The sequence below is a fragment of the Nocardia sp. SYP-A9097 genome, from assembly GCF_009649815.1.
Classification (GTDB): Bacteria; Actinomycetota; Actinomycetes; order Mycobacteriales; family Mycobacteriaceae; genus Nocardia.
In genome coordinates this window covers 200,316-225,017 of the sequence record NZ_WJIC01000008.1, presented here as the reverse complement: position 1 = coordinate 225,017, position 24,702 = coordinate 200,316, and the positions used below count along the sequence as shown (strand labels likewise).

At 64.0% G+C, this 24,702-nt stretch carries 22 protein-coding genes; 13 read left to right on the top strand and 9 right to left on the bottom strand.

Annotation, left to right across the window (positions count from 1 at the left end):
- The first annotated feature begins 19 nt into the window (after positions 1-19).
- The 5 genes from GFY24_RS19030 (at position 20) to GFY24_RS19010 (ending at position 12,763) form a co-directional block, all read left to right on the top strand.
- Positions 20-10,285 (top strand): hypothetical protein, encoded by a 10,266-nt coding sequence (locus tag GFY24_RS19030; RefSeq protein WP_153806412.1) that lies wholly within the window; start codon positions 20-22, stop codon positions 10,283-10,285.
- A gap of 47 nt (positions 10,286-10,332) precedes the next feature.
- Positions 10,333-10,824, top strand: a complete 492-nt coding sequence (locus GFY24_RS19025) for a DUF6301 family protein (RefSeq protein WP_153806411.1) — start codon at positions 10,333-10,335, stop codon at positions 10,822-10,824.
- The gene (locus GFY24_RS19020) at positions 10,821-11,264 is read left to right on the top strand and encodes a hypothetical protein (RefSeq protein ID WP_153806410.1); all 444 of its coding nucleotides are present in this window, start codon (positions 10,821-10,823) and stop codon (positions 11,262-11,264) included. The genes GFY24_RS19025 and GFY24_RS19020 overlap by 4 nt, the downstream gene beginning before the upstream one ends.
- A 29-nt stretch (positions 11,265-11,293) precedes the next feature.
- Positions 11,294-11,773: a hypothetical protein gene (locus GFY24_RS19015; RefSeq protein WP_153806409.1), complete on the top strand. Its 480-nt coding sequence runs from the start codon at positions 11,294-11,296 to the stop codon at positions 11,771-11,773.
- 666 nt (positions 11,774-12,439) lie between these two features.
- Positions 12,440-12,763: a hypothetical protein gene (locus GFY24_RS19010; RefSeq protein WP_153806408.1), complete on the top strand. Its 324-nt coding sequence runs from the start codon at positions 12,440-12,442 to the stop codon at positions 12,761-12,763.
- An 83-nt stretch (positions 12,764-12,846) separates the two neighbouring features.
- Here the strand turns inward: GFY24_RS19010 and GFY24_RS19005 are convergent, their stop codons facing one another.
- The gene (locus tag GFY24_RS19005) at positions 12,847-13,110 is read right to left on the bottom strand and encodes a hypothetical protein (protein WP_309231034.1); all 264 of its coding nucleotides are present in this window, start codon (positions 13,108-13,110) and stop codon (positions 12,847-12,849) included.
- Between the two features lie 170 nt (positions 13,111-13,280).
- Here GFY24_RS19005 and GFY24_RS19000 point away from each other — a divergent pair, with 170 nt between their 5' ends.
- Both GFY24_RS19000 and GFY24_RS18995 read left to right on the top strand, forming a co-directional pair.
- The gene (locus GFY24_RS19000; RefSeq protein WP_153806407.1) at positions 13,281-14,006 is read left to right on the top strand and encodes a hypothetical protein; all 726 of its coding nucleotides are present in this window, start codon (positions 13,281-13,283) and stop codon (positions 14,004-14,006) included.
- 2 nt (positions 14,007-14,008) lie between these two features.
- On the top strand, positions 14,009-14,602 hold the full coding sequence (locus GFY24_RS18995) for a hypothetical protein (RefSeq protein ID WP_153806406.1): 594 nt from the start codon (positions 14,009-14,011) through the stop codon (positions 14,600-14,602).
- 397 nt (positions 14,603-14,999) lie between these two features.
- On the opposite strand, the gene GFY24_RS18990 is transcribed toward GFY24_RS18995, so the two are convergent.
- From GFY24_RS18990 to GFY24_RS18965, 6 genes are all read right to left on the bottom strand, one after another.
- Positions 15,000-15,800, bottom strand: a complete 801-nt coding sequence (locus tag GFY24_RS18990; protein ID WP_153806405.1) for a hypothetical protein — start codon at positions 15,798-15,800, stop codon at positions 15,000-15,002.
- Positions 15,788-16,174 carry a hypothetical protein gene (locus GFY24_RS18985; protein ID WP_153806404.1) on the bottom strand — a complete coding sequence of 129 codons (387 nt, stop codon included), beginning with the start codon at positions 16,172-16,174 and terminating at the stop codon, positions 15,788-15,790. Before GFY24_RS18985 ends, GFY24_RS18990 begins: the two co-directional genes overlap by 13 nt.
- A 119-nt stretch (positions 16,175-16,293) precedes the next feature.
- On the bottom strand, positions 16,294-16,638 hold the full coding sequence (locus GFY24_RS18980) for a YbaB/EbfC family nucleoid-associated protein (protein WP_153806403.1): 345 nt from the start codon (positions 16,636-16,638) through the stop codon (positions 16,294-16,296).
- 1 nt (position 16,639) lies between these two features.
- Positions 16,640-17,125: a hypothetical protein gene (locus GFY24_RS18975; RefSeq protein WP_153806402.1), complete on the bottom strand. Its 486-nt coding sequence runs from the start codon at positions 17,123-17,125 to the stop codon at positions 16,640-16,642.
- Complete coding sequence (locus GFY24_RS18970; protein ID WP_194852926.1) at positions 17,122-18,483, bottom strand: hypothetical protein; 1,362 nt, start codon at positions 18,481-18,483, stop codon at positions 17,122-17,124. The genes GFY24_RS18975 and GFY24_RS18970 overlap by 4 nt, the downstream gene beginning before the upstream one ends.
- Positions 18,483-18,803 (bottom strand): hypothetical protein, encoded by a 321-nt coding sequence (locus tag GFY24_RS18965; protein ID WP_153806401.1) that lies wholly within the window; start codon positions 18,801-18,803, stop codon positions 18,483-18,485. The genes GFY24_RS18970 and GFY24_RS18965 overlap by 1 nt, the downstream gene beginning before the upstream one ends.
- Before the next feature lie 195 nt (positions 18,804-18,998).
- Between GFY24_RS18965 and GFY24_RS18960 the strand changes: the two genes are divergently transcribed.
- The 6 genes from GFY24_RS18960 (at position 18,999) to GFY24_RS18935 (ending at position 22,999) form a co-directional block, all read left to right on the top strand.
- A complete protein-coding gene (locus GFY24_RS18960; protein ID WP_309231033.1) occupies positions 18,999-19,859 on the top strand; it encodes a patatin-like phospholipase family protein in 861 nt (286 codons plus the stop codon).
- Positions 19,860-19,866: 7 nt separating this feature from the next.
- The gene (locus tag GFY24_RS18955) at positions 19,867-20,322 is read left to right on the top strand and encodes an SRPBCC family protein (protein WP_153806400.1); all 456 of its coding nucleotides are present in this window, start codon (positions 19,867-19,869) and stop codon (positions 20,320-20,322) included.
- A 156-nt stretch (positions 20,323-20,478) separates the two neighbouring features.
- Positions 20,479-21,330, top strand: a complete 852-nt coding sequence (locus GFY24_RS18950; RefSeq protein ID WP_153806399.1) for a hypothetical protein — start codon at positions 20,479-20,481, stop codon at positions 21,328-21,330.
- The gene (locus GFY24_RS18945) at positions 21,327-21,992 is read left to right on the top strand and encodes a pyridoxamine 5'-phosphate oxidase family protein (protein WP_309231032.1); all 666 of its coding nucleotides are present in this window, start codon (positions 21,327-21,329) and stop codon (positions 21,990-21,992) included. The genes GFY24_RS18950 and GFY24_RS18945 overlap by 4 nt, the downstream gene beginning before the upstream one ends.
- Before the next feature lie 199 nt (positions 21,993-22,191).
- Positions 22,192-22,572: a hypothetical protein gene (locus GFY24_RS18940; RefSeq protein WP_153806398.1), complete on the top strand. Its 381-nt coding sequence runs from the start codon at positions 22,192-22,194 to the stop codon at positions 22,570-22,572.
- Between the two features lie 70 nt (positions 22,573-22,642).
- Entirely contained in the window at positions 22,643-22,999 is a 357-nt protein-coding gene (locus GFY24_RS18935; protein WP_153806397.1) for a cupredoxin domain-containing protein, read from the top strand.
- Here the strand turns inward: GFY24_RS18935 and GFY24_RS18930 are convergent.
- Both GFY24_RS18930 and GFY24_RS18925 read right to left on the bottom strand, forming a co-directional pair.
- The gene (locus tag GFY24_RS18930) at positions 22,994-24,253 is read right to left on the bottom strand and encodes an NAD(P)/FAD-dependent oxidoreductase (RefSeq protein WP_153806396.1); all 1,260 of its coding nucleotides are present in this window, start codon (positions 24,251-24,253) and stop codon (positions 22,994-22,996) included. The two genes, GFY24_RS18935 and GFY24_RS18930, sit on opposite strands and share 6 nt — an antisense overlap.
- On the bottom strand, positions 24,250-24,588 hold the full coding sequence (locus GFY24_RS18925) for a bifunctional 3-phenylpropionate/cinnamic acid dioxygenase ferredoxin subunit (protein ID WP_153806395.1): 339 nt from the start codon (positions 24,586-24,588) through the stop codon (positions 24,250-24,252). The genes GFY24_RS18930 and GFY24_RS18925 overlap by 4 nt, the downstream gene beginning before the upstream one ends.
- Positions 24,589-24,702 lie beyond the last annotated feature (114 nt).

Sequence of the window (24,702 nt, the reverse complement as noted above, 5' to 3'; positions counted from 1 at the left end):
GCGGCGCACGGGACCACACGTGGCGTGGACGACCTATGCCGGGGATCACCTCTTCCCCGCATGGCTGATGCAGTGGCTCAACTTCGGGGCGGCATATCCGAAGGGCGATCAGGACCAACTGTTCGCTCTTGGTGACGCGTTGAAACATGCCGCTGCGGAACTGGAAAAACTCGAGCCATCGCTCAAGAGCACCACCAATCGGGTTCTGCAGTACTACGAGGGTGAGGGCGCGACCGCCATCCTCGCGGAGTTCGCCAAGCTCTTCGACGCCGACGACGTCCACTCCGTCCCGAAGCTGATCGAGGGTCTGGGAGATCTCGGTCACGACGCGCGTTCCACCGCAACCGAAATCGAGTTCGCGAAGATCCAGGCGGAGATCTTCGCGGCGCTGACGCTGTGGACGGTCTATTCGCTGCTGGCGTCTTTGTACGGATGGGCCGCGGTCACCCCCTACCTCGCGGCGGCGCGCGCCGTACTCGGAAAATTCGCCGCGCAAGTCACCGAGCGAATCGGTGCGCTCATGGCGCGGTCGGGATTGAAAGAGCTGGCAGCACCGCTGTCTCGCGAGATCATCATGCCGGCCGGTGAGCGGCTCGCGCAGATCGGCGACCGGCTCGCACCGACAATCGAGAAGCTGGGCACGCCGCTCGACAAGTGGAAGGCGCTGAACCAGACCATCGCCAAGGCCCCCGCGGTCGTCCGCTACCCGGTCGCGGCGCTCAAGGGCGGGGTCATGGGAGCCGGGCTCGACGCGGGCTCCCAGGTCGTTCAGATCATGGAGCATCACCGCGACGACGGCTTCGACCTCAAGCAGACCTTCCAGACCGGCCTGCAGTGGGGCGCGGGTGGCGCGCTCGGCGGGCCGGGGCACGACCTGACCAACAAGGGTCTGGGTCTGCTGAACAAGGGGCTGGACAACAAGTTCGGACGTCAACTCCCGAAATCGCTGGGCGGCGTCATCGGTGGCACGGTCGGCGGTCTCACGGGCGCGGCCGGCATGTACGGCGCAGGTCTCGGAACCCAGCTCTACGACAATGACTGGAAATGGGACGACAAGATCAACAAGAGCTTCAGCACGCAGTTGCTCGCCGGTGGACTGGCGATGGGCAGCATGGGTGGCGGGGCGCACGGACTGCACGAACAAACCGCCGACGCCAGGACCTCGAACGTCGAGGCCGGTCTGAAACAGTCCACCGTGGAGCCTGCGGCCGTGGACAAGACCGGTGGGCTACAGGGACTGGACACGCATCAGAAGCCCGTCGAGCAGATCGGCCATCCGCAGGGGGGCGACGCCGGCCAGCAGGGCGGCGGAGTGCATGTGAATTCGCCTGCGAACGGCCAACCTTCGAACAACGGCGGGGCGAACACACAGGAACACCGGGGCGGTCCGTCGAACACGGACACCCGCCAAGGCGGAAGCGAAACGAACCGCCCCACCTCGGAGACCGCGAAACCTGCTGATACCAGCGCAAAGCCGACCGAAACCGGCACGAAGCCGACGGACAGCGGGGCACGACCGGTCGGCTCGAACGATCGGCTCGGCGAGACGACCGGACCAAAGGACGGTACGTCCGCACGTCCGGCGGCGGACACCTCGGCGCGCGCGGCCAACACCCCGCCCGCCGAGCAGAAGGCGAGTTTCGCTGCGGGCGCGCAGGATAAGCCCGCGCAGGTTCCGGCGGGACGAACACCCGAGGTCCGCCCGCTCACCCCCGAGCCCGCCACACCGGCATCGCCGACACACGTTGCCGACGTCGCACAGGCTCGAACGGATATAAAGCCCGCGGCCGACATCGCTCCCGCGCGAACGGAAACGCCGTCCGCATCCGACTTCGCACCCACAGGTTCCGATCAGCAGGCGGACGGTGCCACGCCAAACCGGCCAGGCTCCCCAGACTCGACACCGCGTACGGAAGCACCCGCGGACCGCGACCGTCCCGGTGACCACACCACGAAACGGGACACGAATAACGATGTCCCGGACGATATTCCGCAGAACCGCACGGTAACCGACGCGAATCGGCGCGCCACCGACCTTGCCGTGGATCAGCTCGTGGGTCCGATGCCCTACACCGAGCCCGCAGCCGAGGCACCCCGAGCCGCCCCGATACGAAACGGCGGCGAGGGCCCGCGCGGCAACAACCAAGCCCGCGCCGCGGCCGGCCCGGTCGGCGACTTCCGCGGCGACGCCCGCCCCCACGACCAACCCGACCTCACCCGCAACGATCTGCTGCGCGAAATCAGCGACAACCTCGAAGGCATCCTCCCTGAGCGCGGCCCCGGCGAGCATCCTGACGTCGAAACCCCCACTGTCCGTTGGGATTCAGAGGGCGAACGCTTCCTCGTCCACGACGATCTGACCGGCCGAGACCTCGAGGTGAAGGTCGACGTCGGCACCGTGAGCCGCCCCGAGGTGGTCGCCGAATTCGAACGCACCCCTGACGAATCGGGCTACCACGTCACCGTCTCCGACCGCGCCCGTACCGAGGACGTCGCCCGCGCGGTCTCCCACGAGCTGGCCGAGATCCGGCTCGAACAGGATCCCGATATCCCGCGCGACTCGGTCACCGAGCGCCCAGAGGAGATGACTACACATCTCGGCGGCCGCTTCGCCGAGCTCAAAACACTCGACTACCAAATCGAAAGGGCCAAAACCGATCCCGCACGGGCGGCCGAGCTTCCCCGCCTGCGAGAGGATCTGGCAGATCTGCTTCACAAGCTTGGTATGAGTGGTCCCGAGCGTTCGGAAACCCCCTGGCGGTTGCTGGATGAGCGTAACCCGGATCTAGCGAATCGACTTGCGGCGGAGGAAGAACACCTCCCGCCCCCAAAGGACTCAGAAGCGCCCGCCGCAGAGGCTGAATCACCCGCAACGGTCGGCACACCACGGGACACGGAACAGTATCTGACCGAGCCGCATGTTTCGGAGGCCTTGGCGCGGGCCGACGAGCACGGACTTACGACCACGGTCACCGACGTCGAGACGCCGGTGAGCGATGTCATTCGCGACCGCCTGCCACAGCGCCCGGAACTGGTCGAGGCTATCCAGAACAATCCGTTCCTGGAGCGCTCGCTGCTCGAACGACCCAAGGCGCTGGCATCGCTGCTCATCCACCCTGAGGGCTTGCCGATACTGCGTGAAGCCCTCGAAGTGATTCACGAGCGCGGTCCGGAGGCCTCTCTCGCCGACCCTGTCCACATTGTGGAGACACCGCTCACCGCTGAGCAGCGCGCGATATCCGAGGCGGCTCAAAATGCCGTGCGCGACAAGGGCGTCGCCGACAAAACGCAGCCCGGGTTCGACCAGAGCCGTCGCAAAGACCCCGAGTATCAGCGCGAATTCCTTCGACAGCAGTACGACCTGTGGGAAACGACCCAGACGGCCCTGAACGAGGTCGTCACCGATGTCGCCGGAGATACCGGCAAGCCCGGCTGGCGCACCGAGCCGAAAGACGAGGCGCGGGCCTGGGACAAGATTCGTGAGTACGGTGGCGACGTTTCGCGACTCACGGACCTGGTCGGCGCGAAAATCGTCTACACCGACGTCGCGGAGGCCTATAAGGCGCTCGACAAGATCGCGAACGACCCTCGCATCGAGGTCGTCTCGTTCGAGGACCGATTCGAACACCCCGAACCATCCGGCTACCGAGATCTGCAGATGAAGGTTCGGATGCCCAATGGCCATATCGCCGAGCTCCGTGTGCATTTGAGTCATGTCGACGCGATCGCGGTACACGAGCATGCCATGTTCGAGATGCAGCGCGATCTCAAAGCCCTTGCGAAACAAGAAGACCGACCGCTGTTGCCCGAGGAGAAAGCGCTGCGCGCGGAGGTACAGCGGCGTTACAACGAACAGTTCTGGGATGCGACCAAGAAGGGGCTGCCAGAGGAGCTCGGCGCGGAAGAAGGCCGCCGCCCCAACGAGCTGGATTCCGAACCGAACAAGCGGAAACCCGCCGCGGACCCGGACCGCTCCGCACCCGCGCATCCGGAAGATCTGGCCTCCGAACGCGAACCGGGCCACGTCAAGGACGACCCGGTCCCGGAGCGTGACCGACCCGTCGATCCTGTCGAATCACGAGAAGTGCCGCCAACCCTCGAAGCGGAGCCCAAGCCACCCGAGAAGCTCGAGGAGGAGATCCCGGAGCAACCGGCCGAGCCGACGAACGACATCAGCGAAACCGGTGCGCCCCGTGAGGGATCCGAACCCGTCCAGCCGACCGACAAGGTCGACGACAAGTCTGACAGCCCGCGGACCGGCCAGCCCGAAACCCTACCGGCGACTGAGCACCCGCAGCAGGTGACGAACGTCCGGAACGAACATCCCGCCAAACACGTGACCCACACCACCGAAGTCGACGGTGCTGCACATGATCCCGCCAAGGAAGCCCCGGAGACCGGTAAACAGCCGCCTGAAACGTCAGGCCCGAACACTGCCCCGCCCGGTGAAGACACCCGGGACATGGCCACCCACTACAAGGCCAACTCCCGGATGGCAGGCGGGCAGATCTCCTTCGACGAACTCTCGCCGAAGGCAAAGCATTTGGTGAACGCTCTCGCCGAGGCCGAGCACATCCCACTCAGGCCGGGTGAGGCGAACGCCGATCATCTCGCCGAGCTGCAGAAGTTCTCGGGTTACGAGCACGCGATCGTTCAGAACAAGGACGGTGACCTACGCCTGTTCCGCGGCAAGCAGACCTCAAGCAAGATCCCTGAGGATCTCGCCGGATACCGATTCATCCTGCACACCCATCCTGAAGATCGGCTCCCAGGACCGCCTTCCGAACACGAACGCAGACTCGGATTCAATACCGACAGCATGCGAACGGATCTCGAACACAAGAAGTCCGCTCACATCGAGGCGGTCGTGAGCCGCGATGGCCAAGTCCGGTTCTTCACCAACGAAGGCGTACTCGACCTCCCGCCCGGCGAGTATCCGCGCGGCGGCCCCTTGAACGACCGTGGATATGTCGTCCCGGTCAACAGCCTCGAAACCCATCCTGCTGGGGAAGGCCCAGCACAGCGGAACATTTCGCCCCACAGGTCCGACGAGGCACCCGGACCCCACTCCGATCCGGCACAGGTTGCCGAGCCACACGGCAAGGAGACACCCGGACTTGAAGGTACCGAGAACGTCCGAGCCATCAACCTCGGCGATACGTCCGAGACGCCCCACGGTCGCGCGCAACCAGATCCGATCGAGACGCATCCCGCCGAAGCCCTTCCGACGCAGCCCCATCCCGCCGAGGGCGATTGGTATGCGCACAAGGGTGACGAATGGTCAGGAATCGATGCCAAGGAGATCGCCGACAAGCTGAAGAGCGACTGGGGAATTGACGCACCCGGATTCGACCATCCCGACCTGCACCCCGAGGTCTTCCGCGAATACGCGCGTGCCATCGAGGACATGCGGTCCCGGTACCCGGACGCGAAGCTGCCCAGGATCACGATCGAGCAGCTTCCGGAGGGGGCCTACAACGAAACCGTTCCGCGCTCCCACAACGGTCGCGAATACACCGACCGGATCGCTCTCAGTGCCGACTACGCCTTCAACCCGAAGGAAATGGCCGAGCACATGGCCGAGGACGTCATGGACGGCCATCTGGTGCCGGGCTCCGGCGATCGCCCGCTCCATTCGATGTTCCTGCACGAATTCGGTCACGTCATCGACATCGAGGGACAGCGACAAGCCGAAGTGACTGCAGAGTCGGCGCTGGAGGACTACTTCACATCGAGCCGCGGCGGCATGGACAAGGCGGCGTTCGACACCTGGATCGACCAGCTCACCGACTACAGCTTCTTGGAGAACGGCCGATTGGATCCCGCCGAGGCACTGGCGGAGGCCTTCGCCAACGTGGAGATCAATGGTGAGGCCGCACCGGAAGCCGCCAAGGTGCTGTACTGGCATCTCCTCGATAGCGCCAACGCGCACAGCATGTCCCCCGACGGGTTCACGCGTATTCCCAAGGACGCCATCGCCCGTGTCTTCGAACCGCACCGGCCCGATCAGCCGCTCTCGAAACCCCCTGAGCCGGAGCACAGGCCGGCTCAGGGTCCGCAATCGTCGCAGGACATGCGGGAGGGTTTCAGCGAACTACGCGAGCAGACCAAGAGGGTCGTCGCGGCATTCAATGATCCGGCACGAGCCGCCGAACTACCAACACTCCGTGCGGAACTCGCCGACCAGTTCGATCGCCTCGGTCTGCGCTCCCCCGACTCCGAGGCAACGGTCTGGCAACGGTTTCACGAACACGATCCCAAACTGGCCGAATATCTCGGGGAGCATGGTCGCGGCCTACTGCCTCCAGAGGCACCCGCGCACACGCAGCCCGCTCACGTCGACCCGGACCGGCCGTCGACGCTGACCGAGCATCTGAAGGAACGTCTCAACGAGGTCCAGCAACGCATCAACGACATCGTGACGGCCTATCGCGATCCCTCGCGGGCACTCGAATTACCTGGTCTGCGTGTGAAATTCGGCGAACTCGTCGACAAGCTCGGCCTGCGCGACCAGGAGGCATGGGTCACCGCATGGGATTTGTTCAGACAGCACGATGCCACGGTCGCGCAATATGTCGAGCAAAGCCACCAGCATCTGCTCCCTACCGCGACAGATCTTGCCCATGCCCACCTCGAGCCGCCCGGGCAACAGCATCCCGAATCGCACAACGAACATTCGAAGGATAAACCCCACCTCGAAGACTCGGAAGCGCCACCACACCAAGAGATTTCGGAGTCCGAACCTGCAGAACTGCCCGTCCGCCACGGCACCGACCGCACCGCCCTCGGCGACTCCCCCGAAGTCCAGCGCGTCTACGACAACGTCCGCAACGAGGGCGAACACGACGTCATCGTCCATGGCGACCGCTTCGGAAAGCCCACCGCCGACGCCGGTTTCGAGATCGACCCCCAAAAGATCGTCGAAGCCATCCGCAACAACCCCAACTACGTCGAGGGCACTCCCATCCGCCTGCTCTCCTGCCACAGCGGCAACGACATCGGCTGGGCCCAGCACATCGCCAACGAACTCGGCGTCCCCGTCCGCGCCCCCTCGGACCTGGTCGGAGTCCGCGCACTCCCCGAGTCCCCCGCCGCCCTGCACACCACCGCCGAATGGCGCACCTTCCACCCCACCGAAATCGATGGCACCACGCCTCAGCCCACGGTCCACAAGCCGACGGATCAGCCCGACAGAAAGCTCCCGAATAACGCGAAAGATCCCCGCGATAACTGGGACATCCTCAGCGACGAAGAGGCAACCAGTCGAGGACGGCGCGAAAGGCGAGTACCGGAATCGGAGTGGACCATAGGACCGGCAGGCCCCTATCACGCAGAAGTCAATGCGATACAGCGCGAAGCTAATACGGTCAACCGACCGTATTTGGAGCCTGCTGCCCCACCGTCCCGAGCCAATCCCGATGCAGACCGCACCGCCAACCAGAGCCGAGACCTGAACCAGGCCAGCCGGACTGCAACACCCGCACCCGTCGACCGATCACACGTAACACCCGCGGACCCGGTTGGCGCGCCGTCCAGACCGGAATCGAATCAGGCTGTCCGAGAAGCCCAGGAAGTCAACCTGGTGGACCACGGCGCTGCTCTACAACAGGTCGAGCGACCACACGTCGAACCGGCGGAGCTGTATCGGCTCCCGACCGACGGACCCAGGCCGACTCCGGCGGTGCCGGATAGGTACACAGAATTGCCATCAAATGCAGGCAATTTGGTGCTCGGCAAAGAGGGGCTGCTGCACCTGCCATCGGACGAGAATCCGAAGGAGACCTACCGCACCCTCGAGACCGGCAAACCAGAGGGTCTGCTGCATCATGAATCGGATCAGGAAAAGACCTTCCGCGACAAAGAGTTCCATCTCCGTGATCAGTCGAAACCCAGAAGCCCATTCATGAATGACCATCTGGGCAATAGCAATGAGCCTACCTTGTACGAACCCACGCCAGTTCGAGACGAGAAATACGAAATTTCAGATTCGGACGCTCATGAGAAGCTACAGGCCGATGCCACCCGTCGCGCCGAGCAGCAGAAACAACGCGATCCGGCCGCAAAAGTAGTCTACAAACATATGCCGGAATTTGACATCAATCACATAAATGACCTTTCAGGAAAGAAGCTTGAAAAGCGATACCTTGAACACGTCAAGAAGATCGAACGAATGCCGGACGGTGACGCGAAGACCGAGAAGATGGAGCGTCTGGAGGAACTGAAGGAGAACGCCAAGATTTACCACACCGTCGGCCCGGAGATGGTCAAGACATCCAAGAATATGGGCGATACCGCCGGCAAGGCACGCGCTCACGATCAGAGCCTTCACCCCAACGGTGTCATCCTGGAGTCCCCCGGCCGGTTCATCGACGGCAGGGACACCATCGACATACCTGTCTTCGACCGAGCCGAGGGCGACCGGCCCCCGACACTCACGCTGATCGAGTGTAAGGGCGTCGGCTCCGAACTGGGCGTCGCGGACACCGACGTTGGTCGCGCGCGGCAGTGCACACCGGAATACACCGCACGAACATTGGAGGCCGAGAAAAACCTCAAACTTCTACTGGCGGACACCCCGGAGAGTCTCCGTGCTCTCGGGATCGACCCGAATGCACCCGAAGTCCGGCGAGTGCTCGAAGCTCGGGATGAAATGATGCGAGCATTCCAGAACGGCACACTCGTATACAAGGTTGAGAAGGTTCATGCCGATCTCGCGAAAGGCGACGACGGCAAGCCAACGTACACCGTTTCCGTTACAACGTACAGCTTGGAGCGCGACGGAATCGCGATGGTGATCGAAAATATCGCCGGCGTCGAACGAGTCCGCACCCCGATACTGCAACTCGCCAAAGAACGCGAATTGGAGATCGTCCGGACGATCCAAGATAAACGTGCTCGGATACTCGAAGGCCTGTCTCCCGCTCAGCGGGAAATCGTGGAGTTGGCACTTGACGCCGCCCGCGACGGCCGGAGCACGACAGCAGCACAACAGTTCGTGCTCACCCACGAGGTCTTGGGAAACGTTGTGCGAGCCATGGAAGAGCATGGCGACCTCGCGCAGGTGAGCAAGAGCCTCACCGGCGCACAGGAGGCATTGGCTCGGATAGGCCATCTCGAACTCGAAAGCCGGATGGCGATATTGCGCGAACTCGACCTGGGTCCGCAGTCAGGTGTGGCCAAGGAACTGCTCACGTTGGAATCGGATGCCCGGAACAGCGTCCTCACCGCCCAGGTGCAGGTGCTCGAACACGAGCTCATCAACCAGAGCATCGCCCAGGTGAGCGACGCGAGAGAAGTCCCGTCCAAGGACCGCGCCAAATTCCTTCAGCACCATCTCAATCTGACCCGAGAGATAGAAAGCGCCAGCGCGGAAGGTCGACCGGCTCGCGAATTGAGTGATGTGCGGGAGGCCTTCGAGCGCGTACAGCAGGTGAGCGAACATGAGCGAGAACGCGAGGCTCGAGCGCTCGAGACAATGGGATTGAGCGACAGACACGGCCAACTGGTGCAAGTAGCTCTCGACCAGGAGCGCGCACGCACCCTCGACAAAACGCAGGAGGCGTTGAGACGGGAGGTCGTGCGCCAGGGAATGGAGCGGGCCCAACAAGCACGTGGCCTGGAACTCGAACCACGCAACAGAGCCCTCGGGAAGGCTCAGGAAGTCGTGCGCGAGATCGATCTCGCCTATCAGCAACACAAAGACCCGAACCTGGCACGCGTCCAGGAAGCCCACGAAGGTCTGCAACGGGCGCTGGAGGCCGAACGTGCCCGTGAGGTAAATGAATTGGAGCGACTGCAGCTCGGCCGACAACTCACGCAGCAGGTCACGAGGGAGTTGGAAGTCGACCGCCGCAGCCAGGTCGCACCGGCACTCGATCCACTCACCCGAGAGGTGCAGCGGCAGGAGCACAATCGAGTGTTCGGTCCCGAGACCGGTCTTCAGATCTCGGTCGGGGCCGCGAAGAATTTCGATGCGCGGACGTATGAACTCTGCCGGGAGCTCGAACCGGTCGGATTCGACCGGGAAAAACAAGCACACGTGTACGAGCAGGGCGGGCGCGAAGTCGAGGTCCCAGTCAACTCGGAGGCGCAACGACTTGCGCAGGCGGCCAAAGAGTTGGAGCGCGGAATGGCTCTCGAAGTTGTCCAACTCAGGTACCAGGTGAGCGTCGGCCAGGCTCAGGAGGCTCTGGCCGTTCTTCGCGAGCGGGAAACGCAGGCGGCCCATGCAACCAGAGCACGTCAACTCGCGGGGCGCGAACGTGGCCACGCGCGTGAACGCTGATACAACCAACCAAATTCGACGAATATCAATGAGGCTAGGGTGATCACATGACGGAATGGCGTGCGTTGACCGGCTCCGATGTAGTCGATCTGGCTGTCAGGCTGCGGTCCCTCGACTGGTCGTGGCTGCTCGCGGATGTACCTGCACTGGCTGCGGACTTCGGCTGGGCCATTGGACCGACCTACCGTTATTCGGTCTCGGTGGGCACTGAACTCGGCCCGAACACCGGCAGCGTATCCGGCCGATCCGAAACGGCCGACGAAATCGGCATCCGCGTCACGGACTTCGCCGATGACGACGCTGAGAGCCGGACACGCGTTCGTGACGCGTTCGCCGACATGGCGTCCACGATCACCACGGTCCTCGGCCCGCCCACCCAACGGATCCCCGGCGAAGACGCCGAAATCCGTTGGGCCGGAGCGGAAACCACTGTGCGGCTACGTCTGTTCACCAGCAATGTGTCACTCTACCTCTGCACCAACAACGCCCTCGACCTCGAAGACCAGGTGACCGCAATGGACGAACAAGGGTTGCTGTGACCGACTGGGACCGATTCGAAGCCGGACTCGCCGAGGAGTTGGCCATGCTCCCCGCAGGCGCCCTGGTCACCATCGATACCAAAGCGCCGGACACCGAACCCGGGTTCGCTCAATTCGCTCAATTCGAGGGCAAAGTGCTGGCCGAACTGGGAGCCTACGCCGACCTAGACCGCGACGTCGGACTGAACGCGCCCGGAGCCCCACTCGTTCTCGCTACGGGCTGGCACCCCCCGGACCAGAGCGATCGCGACAACTGGTGGGTCGAATTGCCGTGGCCGATAACCTCCGCGATCTACCGGGAACTGGCGGCAATGGTGGTGATCGGGCTGCGGGACGCCTTCCATGTCTCCGGCCCCGCACGCCTGGTGTATAGGGCGTGGAACTCGAAGGCCGGAAACCGTCCCTTCGACCTCCCACTGCTGGGAATCGAGAAACTATGAACACGCCACCGGCCCACGATGATCCTGAGATGAGCCCGCCGACCAGACGTCTGCTGAAACGCCGACTCGAACTGGATCTGCACGGGGAACTGGCCACCGCCAGTCTCGATCAACTCCGGCGCAATCTCGGGCTGACGGCCGTGGACACGCTCGGTGAAACTCCGAATACCGTTCTGGGAGAACGCATAGAGCGTAGCCTGCGATATCGCAGCATCGTGGAGATGGCGATGACGTTCTCGCACCTCGGCGCACAGGAATGGTCACTGACTATCGACGCCGTGCCCCGGACCGATATCGACCGATGGCAGTGCCTGGCCGAAATTGCCTGCCGCGTGGCAGGACTGCGCATCGTCGCGAGCCATACCCCAGAGCCCTTTGTTCTCGATGACCATGAGCGACAGGAGATCCGGGAGGAAGCCGCCCGCCTGGTAGCGCAGTCGCAACGCGGACTCGATGAGATCCTGCTCAGCACGCCGTTCAAGGCGTTCGAGGCCGACTCCAAGGAATGACTTCATGCTTCACGCGCCGCATGTCTGCCAGTTCTGCGGTCGGTACGTCCTCGAGGTCGAAGGCTGGGCAGAATCGCTGAAGCCCGGGCACAAGGTCCTGGCCCCCTGGAATGACGACACGATGTACTTCCATGGCTCGTACCACTGGTCCTGTGCGCACGTCCGAGTTCGGACCAAAATTCCGGACAGAGTTGCTGAACTGGATGTGCCGAACAGATCACCTCGTCACGGTCCGGGGCGAGGGCGGACTCTTGCATGACACGGTACGAACGGGACTCGGCTATACACAGCATCTGGCAACGGTGACATGGTCGACGTTTCGCACTGGAATGCAGTTTCTGGCGAGGATCGCCCAAGGGCTCGGGCTACGTACTCGTCTACTCGTTGTCAGCCGTACGCCCGGTTCCAGCGGATGTCTCAGAATTCTTTCGGAACTACTTGCCGCGCTACATCTTCAAACATCCCGAGCATGCCTGAGCGAAAGGCGATCCATCGTTTCCAAGATGGGTTCGAGGAAGCGTGTCGACCATTCCAGCCAGTACGCTGGGCACGTCCGCAGTCGAGCGATATCGGGGTTGCATAGTGGCCGGAGCGAGGACGGCAGGTGGGTTGAAGCCCATCGGGATCTACCGCGAGATGTATCGGGAGGTGCGCGAGGAGTTTCCTATGCTGCGGGACTCATACACGCGTCAACCGGTTGCGGATCGGAAGCTGGTGGCGGAGTACATGAAAGCGGCTACGCCGGTGTTCGACGTGCCGGGGGAGGTCAGCGATCTACTCGATACGGCCCGAACGATCTTGAGTGGATATTCGCTGGTCTCGGATGGTGAGTGGATCTGGCGGGTCGATTCGATCCACTATCTGGAGAACTATGCGCTGGAGATTCCAGCTGAGTTCCTCGACCATGTTCGGGGCCGGAACTACCGGCCCAGTGGCGATGTCGATGTAGCCGATGCGAAGTTCGACGCCGCGATCGCGGCATATTTCTGAGCGAGGAGTCGAGCATGCAACCACGGGTTCTGTCGGCGCTACTAAGGTGCGCTGTCGACGGCACGCGCCGGCTGTGAACGCTGCTAGAGCTCGGTGAGCCTGCGATTCCTCTCCGCCCGCCAGCGCGCCGAATTGCTTCCGTCCAATTGCCCGGCGATTGCGCGACGAGCAGCGCCTAGAAGTTCGTCGGTGACAGCCGGGTACGCACGGGCGATCCCCCTCAGGGCGTCCAGGGTTTCGGGATCGAGCCCGCTCGAGCTCGGAACACCGTCTCCCGACAGCACCATCGCCAGCACGCGCTCGAAGCTCTGCTGCAGCTGTTCCTTGGTGGGATGGCCACGCCGCACGTCGAATCCCCTTCTGTCGAGTGGACCTTCAGGATCGCACACCACGCGCGGCCCGACGGTGGCCGAACTGGCCGCTCGGGTCACCACCGCGGCGATCGAGCGTGAACGATAGAGTGCGTGGTGTCTGGGCGGGAATCTCCGACCACCGGTCAGTGGTCAGCGTGGGTGTATTGGAGAGGCGACGAGTGTTCCACGAACGCAACGCATGCCACTTTTGTGGCCGATTCGTACTGGAAGCCGAGGGGTGGGCGGAGTCCATCCCGCCCTATCACACGATCCTCGCAACCTGGGACGATGACGCCAATTTCTTCACCGGCTCGTTCCATCTGGAGTGCGTCCGTACCTTCGAGAATCGGGGAGAGGTCCGGCGAGCGCTGGTCGACTGGCTCACCACAACCAGCAGGCTGATCGTCATTCACGACGAGGACGGTCAACCGCACGAAATCTCCAGCACCGGACTCGGGTACACCGAGAAGGTCGCCGAACTGCCGGATGGCGAGATCTATGAGGACCCCCGGTTCAATCGGTGGGTCTTCGTCGAAGAAGCCGGACCGTACCATTTCCTCGAGTTGGAGGCGGCCGAGGCCCTGCGCGCCGGTGACCGCGTACGCGGCGACAGTGGGGGGACCTCCGCTGTCTTGCCCACCGAACCCGACGCGAGCATCGAGTCGTGGAGCCTGTCCGAACTTCTGGATTTCCTCGAAGTGGCGGATCTGTACCAGGGACTGCTGGACAATCTCGAACCGAGATACAAATTCTGGGAGGGCGGTTTCAGCCAGGCAGGCTACGTCCTGACCTACTCGCTGTCAGCGGTGCGCCCCATCCCCGATAGGGTCCACGACTTCTTCGGTCGATACCTCCCCGACTACGCGCCGAAGCGGTTGGAGGACGCCTGAGCATGGTGGACGGCCAGAACCCTCCGGGAACTGCCTCCGAACCAGATTCGCGACGCGCTGATCGATCAGGCCAGGAGCGTCGGTCCTGCGGGGCAGTCTGGATCGATGCCATTCCGTACACCCGCAACACATCCGAGAGGCTGCTCATGCTCTGGCTCCGAGAATCTCCGTCGTACTTCCGGTTTCGCAACAGGACCATCCGTCTCGAAGAACTTGTCCACGACGAAGTGACCGGCCAAAAACTCAACATTGATTCAGGCGCCTTCGAACCCGCTACACAGGACGACATCGACGCCGTCTTCGAACCCGGTGCGGACCTCGACTTCTCAGCGCTCACCGAAGAGCAGTTCGTGAAGGAAACCGAGGAGGCTCGAAATCACTATCTGCGGGGTGAGGGGCCGATCTTCGACATCTACCAGCAGATCGACCAGGTACTCGATCAGGCCCGGCAGGAGCGGCGACAGCTCGAGCCGCAGGAACGCGACATGCTGACGGCGCTGCGCCGCAGGACATTCGACATGTGGGAGCAAGAGTTCGCTCGCCGCGCCGCAGGCGAACCACCCTCGTTCCGCTACTCCGGCGACGACCCGGAATAGGCCGAGCATCTCGCTCGGGCCATAGTCTGCCTGCGGTTCTGAGATCTGGGCGACACGGGCTACTCGTGTGCCACTTGAGGTGACCTTCCAGTCGGTCATGAGATCCGAGAGGATGTATCCCGTGCTCTGGCTCTGAGGATCACCGTCGTACTTCCGTTTCCGCAACGGCACCATCCGGCTCGAGGAGCTCGCCCATGATGACGTGACGGGCGTGAGGCTGGACATCCAGACCGATGCACTGCGTGCCCGGCTCTTTCATGCAGAAAGGAGTCGCGTTCACTCAGCTGACGCGGGTGCTCGCCGATGACGGCACGTTGTTCGGGTCGACGATCCTGAGCAGGCTGGCGCACACTGCGTTCACAATTACGCGATTACCACTGCAGTAGCCAAGTGCGGCCTACCAGCCGGGGTAGGCGGGAAGCGCAGTGGGCGGGGTGGCGGCGTGTTCGCTGGCGTCTCTGCCTCCGACTGCGGGTGCGCTCGGGTCGAGGGTGTGGACCCATGCATCGCACGGCCGGTCGGTTTCGAAGCGCCATTTTCCGCTGACCTGGATTGTCCAGCCAGTGAATACATTCGTGATGGGCGCCGACCATTGAGCTGGCTGCTGCGGCGGGGTTCCGGACGTCGGCGGGGCGTCGCGGTGCGACTGCCAGTCACTACCCTGAATTTGCGACTGTGGTGGGACGCGTCTGAATTCGATCTCTTGAACCGTCGGGGCAGGCCGCATCCGGAGATAGCTGCCGTCCTGCTGCCTGATCGCGAAACCCCAACCGCCCGAGCAGATCTGGGCGGTGAAACCACTATCGGTGCTCGCGATAGACATTATTCGCGACTGAGCGGTACCGAATACGGTTTGTGGGCCCTGAGCGGTGAAGATCTCCTGCTCGGTTTCGGCAGTATCGTGATCGATCGCTTTCGCGAATCCGGGGTAGGTATTGCTGGGTCCTTCCATATTTGCAACGAGGGCGGCTTCGACAGTCGCACGAACGAGCTTGCGGTTGGCGTCGAGCAGATCGATGCCGGGTTCGGCGGACCAGACCATCGTCGCATCGCGTAGCCCTGTTGGCGGCTGGTACTGGTCTGAGTGGGCCGGTGTCGTCGCAGTGACGTTCGATGTGGTGGTGCCGCAGGCGGTGACGGTCACGGCGATCGATGCTGCGGCGGCCAAGGCGAATCGGTAGCGGTTCACTGTGTCCATTCGTCGTTGCCGTTCGGGGACAGGGTGCCGAGCATGATGCCTTTGGTGGCGTCGGAGGGGTTGATGCCGGGTGGATGGATCGACGGATCCTGGTGAATCTCCGCGCCGGTCGCCTGGCTGAGATAGCGGGTGAGGTCGGTGTCCTTGACCCCGGCGTTGGTGAGGATTCCCTGCAACGGACCGAACCGGTTCAGTTTGTTCCCGCTGGTATCGACATCGTTGGCGACATCGATGTAGTGCCGGACCTTGCCGTTGCCGTCAAGATATTCCGAGGGCAGGATTTTCGGGTCCTGTCCCAGCCCAGCTCGATTCGCGGTGTCTGCAATCCGCCGCGAGATTTCCGGATCATCCGCAGCCGCAACTGTTTCCGCCATGAGCCCCCCTGGGTTCAAATCGTTTTCGCGGCAAACGATACCAACTGGGAGCCTGAGCTGCCGGTCGGTGCGAGACTCACCGGCCGGGCAGCCGAAGTCGTTTCTGGGCCCGGCTCTGCTTACCAGCTTCGTTCGAAGTAATTGTCTACCTGTGCTTCAGCGCGGTCGATGCGTTCGGCTTCGATTCCGGCGGGGTTTGCCGCTGCGAACGCCCGGGCGGATTCGACTTGAGGGTCGGTGGTCAGCTCGCGGGTGGCTTCCGCGACTTGAGGCTGGATGGTTTGCAGGGCTTGCCGGTAGGCGGCGAGGGTTGCGGCGGCGTGCGGGCCGGTGATGGCGACTACCTGGTTTTCGGCGTTGACTTCAACCGTGATGCCGTCGACTGTGGCGGTACCTCGGATCTTCTCCAAGGCATGTTGCGCGCGTTGGACTTTCACGCCTAGTTCGTCGTGATCGCTTGGCATTTCATCCCCCGGCTATTGCGGTGAAGACCAGGATTGGGCTTTGGGTATGGAGGTATCCGGTTGCGGTGCCGCCCCATTCGGCTCCGCTACCGAGGGCGGTGTCGAAATCCGGGTTGGTGGAGTACTTTCCGGCGGGCACTTGCAGGGCGGGAGGCAGAGCCGGGGGCTCAGCGGATTCGCTGGAGGCGTAGCGGGTACGCAATGCCGTTGCCGTGGCAGGGTCGAGTTCTACGACCGCGTCGATCCAATAAGTGGTGGGCCCGGGGGCTCCGCCGGAGTTGTTTCTGCCGACCCAGGAGACGGCCACGGGCGTGCCGATCAGTGGGAAGTACTTTTGCAGAGTCTCCGGGTCGTGGCGCAGTTCGTTGGACACGCCGGTGGTCCTTTCCCGCGTTGTCGGATCGGAAGACGTTGTGGAGCAGCCGAATACGGCGAGCGCGATCAGTGGCACGATCAGCAACGCGCCGACCCGATGAGGCGTGATCACTTCGGCCGGGCTCCGCCGGTGTTCCGGTTGTTGTCGGGCATCCGGCCATTATCTCCGTCGCCGCGCCCGTCGGAGCGATCCTCGCGGCCGGGGTTTCGGGACGGGCTGGAGGTGTCCGCTGTTACCCCGCTCGACGGCGGCTCCCCGACATCCCAGGACACCGTGCGGGTAAGAGTGCCGTGGCTTTCGAAGGGTTTGGCCCAGCCGATTTCGGTGAAGCGGCCGTTATCCGAATCCGGTGCTCCGGTGCCCACATCGTGTTTGCCTTTGTCGAAGTCGTAGTAGTCCTGCGCCTCGACGGTGACATCCATGACCACGCGATTGCCTTCGACCCGGACGTTGGCGTGGCTCCACTGCTGATGGCCGCCGATCGCCTTCTGCCAGTTCTCGGTTTCGGGGTAGTTGTTGCCCTTGCCGACGGTGTTCGGCGCACCGGTGATCTTGAAGTTCGTATTGCCGGTCTTGGCGAAGTAGTCCGCTGCCATTGCGGCACGGCTGATTTCGGAGTCGACCGAGTTGCGAATGTTCTTGTCCTCGCGGTATGCCTCGTCGTAGTCGAACTCCATCTTCTTGCCGTTGTTGTCCCAGTAGTGCCGGTACAGCGCGCTGGCATCGTCGAAGTCGGATTTGACGTACTCGCCGCCGAGGAGCTTCGCCTGCCACTTCTGCTTGTTCAGCCAGTCCCCGAAGTTGCTGTCCTTCGAGTTGTAGATGAAGGTGTCGTCGTGCGCGAGGAACGGCTCTTTCGGATCGCCGATGGTGTACTTGCCGTCCGGTGACTTGGGCGGCGGGATCGACGGCAGCGTCGGCATCGGCGCGGTCGGCTTCTCCTTCAGCGTGGCGAGCGCTTCGACTCCGACCTTGATGGAGGTGGCGGCCTGGTCCTCGCCGTCGCCGAAATCCTTGAGCAATTCCTGCAATTGGGTCTGGAACCATCTCGCCTGACCGTCGAGCCGCGCCTGCATGATGGAGGCGACCAGTGGGCCGTCGGCGTGCGGATACCTCGGCGCGGTGACTGTGCCGTCGTCGGCGACTGTCATACCCGCCGCGGGCGCGGAATTGTCGACGATGGTCAATAGCGCCGTGCGGGTCCCGTCCAATCGGCTGCCGTAGGTCTTGTAGTACTCCGCGACCGAGGTGACCACCTCGTCGATTCTGGTGCCCGTCAACTTCTGCGAGATGGCACCGGCCGTCGCCGCGGCACTGGCCGCGCCCTTCCATCCGGTCGTGGTCTTGTCGACCGCGGTGCTCATATTGCCGACCTGCTTGGTGAATTCGGTGTTTCCGGTGGTGAGGGCCGCACCGAAGGTCACCATTGTGGACGGCAGGCAGCCGCGCACATGGCTGATCGTCGTCATCAGTCCATCCTTGCGCCGCGCGGCGGTCGTGGTGATTCCCGCGCCAGCACCGCGAACTCGTCCGCGAAGGCCCCGTCGACCTCCTCATATGTCTTCGCGCCGGATCCGGCTATCTGGGCCATCTTTCGCACATGACCGCCGAGTGCGTGGAACGCCGCCTCCGTGTTCTCGTCGATCGCCTTGGAGACCCCGTCCACCGGCGATCCCGGCATGGTCACCGCCACAGCGATTTTGATCCCCGCGATGGCATCCGCCTGCCCGGTGAGTGTCTGTCCCAGCGCCCGTAGCGCATCCGCGTCGACCTTCAGAATGTCGACCATGGTTCCCCCGTTCATAACTGTCCGGCAGCTCAACGGGCCGACCCTATCCGATCGAGAAGCGTTGCACAGCACGAACTTCCGTCGGCTTGACACTCGGCGAAGTCTGGGCAATACGCCCGGACCAGGGGGTCGGCGAACACGGTCGAGGGTCGAAGTGGTGTGCTCGAGGAACAGTCGAGACGACAGGAGTGAACCGTGGCGGAGCGGGCATTGGTGATCGGCGGCGGGGGAGTGGCCGGGATCGCGTGGGCGAATGGGCTGATTGTCGGGATGGCGGATGCGGGGGTGGATGTCACATCGGCGGAGCTGGTGGTGGGCACCTCCGCGGGGGCGAATGTGGCCGCGCAGATCAGTAGTGGGTTGCCGTTGGCGGAACTGTTTCAGCGGCAGGTGGATTCGGCACTGCAGAGTCATGAGCTGACGCCGCAGGGCACTCCCATGGAGCAGGTCTGGGACCAGGTTGTCGCGATTCACGCCGAGGCGGAGGGCGATCCGGTGGGTGCGCGCCGGAAGCTGGGGGCGCTCGCGCTGGAGGTGAAGACGGTGCCCGAGGCCGCGCGGCGGGCGGTGATCGAGTCCCGGCTGCCGGTGCGTGAGTGGCCGCTGCGGCAGCTGCTGATAACCGCGGTGAACGCGCTCACCGGTGAAACGCGGGTATTCGACCGGGATTCGGGGGTATCGCTGGTGGATGCGGTTACCGCCAGTTCGGCGGTGCCGCTGGTCTGGCCGCCGCACACCATCGACGGAGTGCGATATACCGATGGCGGAGTGCGCAGTTCGGCCAATGCCGATCTCGCCGCCGGATTCGAACGCGTGCTGGTGATCGCGGCGCTGCCGGACGATGTGCTGGATACCCAGGTCGCGGGCTTGATCGCGGAGGGTGCGCGGGTCGAGGTGATCACCCCCGATGACGCCTCGCTGGAGGCATTCGGCACCGATCCGCTCAATGCGGCGACCCGGGTGCCCGCCGCGAATGCGGGTCGAGCGCAGGGGAAGTCGGAGGCCGGGCGGATTTCCGAACTCTGGCAGCAGCCGTCGCCCGGATCTGTGCTTTGATCAGGGCATGACGGACACCGAGATTCCCCGCGTCGTCTCCGCCAGCCGGGAGATCGACGCTCCCGTGGAGCGCGTTTTCGAGTTGATCGCCGATCCGGCGCAGCAGCCGCGCTGGGACGGAAATGACAATCTGGCCGAAGCCGTCGCGGGCGAACGGGTGCGCGGGGTGGGTGCGGTCTTCCTGATGACGCTCACCAATGGCGCGGTGCGCGAGAACCACGTGGTGGAGTTCGTGGAGGGTAAGCGCATCGCGTGGTTGCCGTCCGAGCCGGGCAAGGAGCCGCCGGGCCATTTGTGGCGCTGGTCGGTGCAGCCGCTGGGCGAGGGGCGCACCAGGGTGACGCAGACCTATGACTGGTCCGAGTTGAGCGATGAGAAGCGCCTGGTGCGGGCGCGGGCCACCACCGCCGACCGTTTGCTGGCCTCTATCGATCGGTTGGCGGCGCTCGCTGAGCAGGGGTGATTCATTGCGGAAATAGTTGATTCTCCTGAACGTAACATCGGATTCTGCTGTATGGCTGGCAAACGGCTGCGGAATTAGTACTATCCGTATAGTTCGTTGGTTTGCTGGAGCGAGCACTCTTCGTTCCAGCCGACCGGTCTGTTGTGAGGGAGAGTCATGGTTTTCGGCGTGCGTGCGGCCATTGTTATTGCCGCCATGGGAATTTCGTCGATATTGACCGTGCCGGTCTCTCTCGCTCGGCCCGCGCCGCTGCCACCGGACCCGGCGCACGCGAAACCGGCCGCCTCGATCACCATCGCACCCAATGCGCTGGCCCAGCGCATGCAGGCCGCGGTGCAGTCGGTGGCGGCCCGCGCTGAGACCGGAATCGAGGTCGTCGACACCGAGACCGGTGCGCTGGTGGCCGCGGTGAACGATGACAAGAAGTTCTACACCGCCTCGGTGGTGAAACTGCTGATCGCCCTGGACGTGCTGGGAGACGGTGCCGGACAACAGGATTCGGCTGCCGTTCAGCGCATGCTGTCCGCGAGTGACGATGCCGTCGCGAGCCGGCTGTGGGGTGCGGCCGGTGGTTCGGACATCCTCACGCGCATGTCCGATCGGATCGGTCTCGCCGCCACCACGGTCTCCTCCCGCGCCGGTCAATGGGGTGAAACCCTCACCACCGCGCGGGATGTCATGTCCATCTACCGGTACCTGCTCGACGACGCCCCCGCCCCCGCTCGTAGCCTGATCCTCGACGCGCTCGGTCATGCCGACGAGATCGCCGCCGACGGTGTCGACCAGTACTTCGGCATTCCCGACGCCATGCGCGGTTGCGAATGGGCGGTCAAACAGGGGTGGATGTGGTTCGGCTCATCGCTGACCCTGAACACCACCGGTCTGGTCGGCCCCAACCTGCGGTACGCCGTCGTCCTGCTGAGTTCCCAACCGGCGGTGAGCATTTCGTCCGGTGGCGCGGCGCTGACAGCCGGCGTCGGCGCCCTGCGCGAAGCGGTCGGGCTGTGACGCGCACGCTCTCGGATACCGATCGCACCAGGCATCGCAGGCTGCGTGAGCAGGGCAGCTTCGATCGCGACGATCTCGACGCCATTCTGGCCGCCGGATTCCTCTGCCATGTCGGTGTCATCGTGGACGGCACGGTAATGGTGGTCCCCACCGTGTACGGCTCCGATGGTACGACGCTCTACTTCCACGGTTCGGTCGCCAGTCGAAGCCTGACATCCTCACCGAATTCGACTGTGTGCGTGACGATTACGCATATCGATGGCCTGGTGCTGTCCCGCTCGGTCTTCGAGCACGGCGTCAACTATCGCAGTGCGATGATCTTCGGCACGCCTCGGCTCGTCGAAGATCCGGACGAGACGCTCGCGGGACTGCGTTGCCTGACAGAGCAGTCCGCACCCGGCCAGTGGGAGTACGCCCGCCGGCCCAACCGTAAGGAATTGGCCGCGACCGCCCTGCTGGCCCTGTCGCTCGACGAAGCCTCGGTCAAGATCCGCACCGGCCCGCCCGATGACGGCGACGGCCCCGACGCCGCCCTCGGCCTGTGGGCCGGCGTCCTACCCCTGCAAACCACCTGGGGCGCGCTACAACCCGACCCCGCACTCCCCGCCGATATCGCCGCACCGGCGCATATCGCCTCCCGATCCGGCGCGCCCTCCGCGTAGGGCGTGTCCTTGAGGGGGCACTGGTGGCGGCAGCCTCTCACGCCCTGCCGCCACCAGTGCCCGGCAACTTCAAGATCAACGGGATCTGATGGCGGCATGGGCCGAGAAGCCGCCGCCGTCAGGTCCCGTCGATCTTGCTGGTAGACGGATAAAATGGACATGGGGCGTGGGGGTTTGGGGTGCGGAGTAGGGTTGGGGGGTGACTACCGGTGAGGGGGGACCTCGGGTGCGGATGTCCGGGCGGGATTCGGGGGTTTCGGGGCGCTTGCGGGAGGCCATATTCGCGGCGCATGCGGAGGCGGTGCGGGCGGTGGCTGCCGCGGAAGTCGACGGGCTGGCGGTTAATCGCGATCTCATCGAATTGATCGAGTTGCAGCGGCGGATCATTCGTATCGCGGACCAGTTCGCGGATGAGGTACCGATACCCTTGGCTGATCGGGCGGGGTCGGCCGCGATCTCCTCGGTGACTCCGAATGGTGTTGACGGGGCGATCATGTCGGTTCTGGCGTGGCCCGCGCCCGAGACGAGCAGTGACTCCCGTCTTCGGGTGATCGAAGACATCACCGGCTCCGAGCTTTGACCCGGATCGTTGAACCGCGTGGCCCCGTCGTGCGTGGACAGAGGATAGGAATTCCTCGAAGGAGGACGCCATGTCCACCCTGTCCCATGCGCGCCGCCGGTCTCTCGGAGCCGTGTGCGCGGTCGCCGCAACGCTTTTGATCGTCGCGGGGTGTTCGAGTTCGAGCACGCCGACCGAGACCGTCGCGGATCAGGTCACCATCTCCAACCACATGTTCCAAACTCCGGCCAGTGTGAAGGCGGGCGCGACGATCACCGTCCGCAATGACGACAGTGATGAGCACACCGTCACCGCCACGGCAGGCGGGTTCGACACCGAGGTTCAGGGGAAGCAGACCGTCACCTTCACCGCGCCGACTTCGCCGGGGAGCTATGACTTCTACTGCAAGTATCACCCGTCGATGAAGGCGACACTGGTTGTGTCATAACCGATCCCGTGCATCCGCGCCCTGGGCCGCACCGGTGGGTGGCAGTCGCCGGAGTGTAGCTCGCCGGGGCTGATGGATTCCGGCCGAAGGTACGCCGAGTGAGCGGTCGAGTTGTTTGCGATGGCGTGTGAACAAGCGAGGGTTGTCGAGGGCGCAGACCGCGACGGGGACGCCGTCGTGTTCGTAGAGGGCGGTGAAGGATTCGCTGTCGAGTGCGCCGTCGATGATGCGGAGATAAGTGGCAGCGCGGGGATCGCCGGCGAGTTGTAGGAGCTTGCCGTATTGGCGGGACCAGAAGTAGGGCGCGGTGCGGGCGGGTGGGGGAGTGCCGGTGATGGACGCGGCGACGGTGTGTGCCTGGGTGATGGCGGCATTCCAGTGTTCGCTACGGGTGTGCTTGCCGGTTGCCGGATCGTGCACACGAGCGCAGTCGCCGATGGCGTAGACGCCGGGAATCGAGGTGTGGCCGTTTGCGTCGGTGAGAAAGCCATCTTGATTGTGCAGCAGGGGATTTCGATCGCACGCCCACTCGGTATTGGGGGTGGAGCCGATGCCGACCAGGATGGCATCCGCAGCCAACCTCGCGCCACCGATGAGCTGGACTTCATCGGCCCGGATGGCCTCGATGCGCGCGCCCGCCAGGAGGCGGACGCCATTGCGTGCGTGCAGTGTCGCGCAGGCCGAGGCGACGGTCTCGCCGAGGGCTCCGCTCGCCGGGATGGCGGCACTGTCGATCAAGGTCACTTCCACGCCGAGACCACTGGCCGATGCGGCGACCTCCGCGCCGATGAATCCGGCGCCGATGATCACGAGTCGCTTTGCGCCGTTGAGTGTTTCGCGCAGTCGGCATGCGTCATCGAGGCTACGGAGGTAGTGCGCTCCGGGAACGCCGGGCAATCTCCGGGGTCGGGCACCCGTCGCCAGGATGACGATATCGGCCGCCACTGTCCGGCCGTCGTCGAGTTGAACGATATGCGGCTCGTGGGTCGATCGCGGCATGCTCATCGAGAGTCCAACCGCACGCCGTCCCAGCAACCACACTGCATCTAATTCCGCTGTCTCGGAATGATCTTCGAGGAGTTCGATCGGCTCGCCGGTATGCAGGAATTCCTTGGAGAGCGCGGGCCGCTCGTACGGCAGGTGCGCTTCATCACCGATGAGCGTGATGGTGCCGTGGAATCCGCGCGCTCGCAGGGCTCGAACCGCCGACAGTCCGGCCAGCGAGGCACCGACCACGGCGACCGAGGCGGTCATGACCCGGTGCTCGGCGTGAGCACGATATCGTCACCGCGCACCTCGACCTTGTGCGTGCGCACAGCGCGCTTGGCGGGTGGCCCGGAGGCCGCCCCGGTACGCAGGTCGAAACATGATTCGTGCAGCGGGCATTCGACGGTGCGGCCCTCGACCCAGCCGTCGGCCAGCGAGGCGTCCTGATGTGTGCAGGTGTCGTCGACGGCGAACAGCCCCTCCTCGGTGTGGAATACCGAAATGGGCGGCAGCCCAGGCGGATTCACCGTGACCACCGCGCCGACGGGTAGTTCGCTCAATCGTCCGACGAGCACGGTGAGCGACGGGATCGATGCGGGCATGGCCCCTCCCTGAAATGAAGAGTGTTGCGAATAGCGCCGCATGACGCGCTATCTGCAACAGTGTGGCCGCTCTGGCCGAACCCGTCAACAGGTGACGAAACACCAGGGAAACAA

What these genes read in the sequence shown, in the direction of transcription:
- GFY24_RS19025 (WP_153806411.1), top strand. Translation starts at nt 10,333, where the DNA reads ATGACGGAATGGCGTGCGTTGACCGGCTCCGATGTAGTCGATCTGGCT.
- GFY24_RS19015 (WP_153806409.1), top strand. Translation starts at nt 11,294, where the DNA reads ATGAGCCCGCCGACCAGACGTCTGCTGAAACGCCGACTCGAACTGGAT.
- GFY24_RS19010 (WP_153806408.1), top strand. Translation starts at nt 12,440, where the DNA reads ATGCTGCGGGACTCATACACGCGTCAACCGGTTGCGGATCGGAAGCTG.
- GFY24_RS18995 (WP_153806406.1), top strand. Translation starts at nt 14,009, where the DNA reads ATGGTGGACGGCCAGAACCCTCCGGGAACTGCCTCCGAACCAGATTCG.
- GFY24_RS18990 (WP_153806405.1), bottom strand. Translation starts at nt 15,800, where the DNA reads ATGGACACAGTGAACCGCTACCGATTCGCCTTGGCCGCCGCAGCATCG.
- GFY24_RS18985 (WP_153806404.1), bottom strand. Translation starts at nt 16,174, where the DNA reads ATGGCGGAAACAGTTGCGGCTGCGGATGATCCGGAAATCTCGCGGCGG.
- GFY24_RS18980 (WP_153806403.1), bottom strand. Translation starts at nt 16,638, where the DNA reads ATGCCAAGCGATCACGACGAACTAGGCGTGAAAGTCCAACGCGCGCAA.
- GFY24_RS18970 (WP_194852926.1), bottom strand. Translation starts at nt 18,483, where the DNA reads ATGACGACGATCAGCCATGTGCGCGGCTGCCTGCCGTCCACAATGGTG.
- GFY24_RS18965 (WP_153806401.1), bottom strand. Translation starts at nt 18,803, where the DNA reads ATGGTCGACATTCTGAAGGTCGACGCGGATGCGCTACGGGCGCTGGGA.
- GFY24_RS18955 (WP_153806400.1), top strand. Translation starts at nt 19,867, where the DNA reads ATGACGGACACCGAGATTCCCCGCGTCGTCTCCGCCAGCCGGGAGATC.
- GFY24_RS18950 (WP_153806399.1), top strand. Translation starts at nt 20,479, where the DNA reads ATGGTTTTCGGCGTGCGTGCGGCCATTGTTATTGCCGCCATGGGAATT.
- GFY24_RS18935 (WP_153806397.1), top strand. Translation starts at nt 22,643, where the DNA reads ATGTCCACCCTGTCCCATGCGCGCCGCCGGTCTCTCGGAGCCGTGTGC.
- GFY24_RS18930 (WP_153806396.1), bottom strand. Translation starts at nt 24,253, where the DNA reads ATGACCGCCTCGGTCGCCGTGGTCGGTGCCTCGCTGGCCGGACTGTCG.
- GFY24_RS18925 (WP_153806395.1), bottom strand. Translation starts at nt 24,588, where the DNA reads ATGCCCGCATCGATCCCGTCGCTCACCGTGCTCGTCGGACGATTGAGC.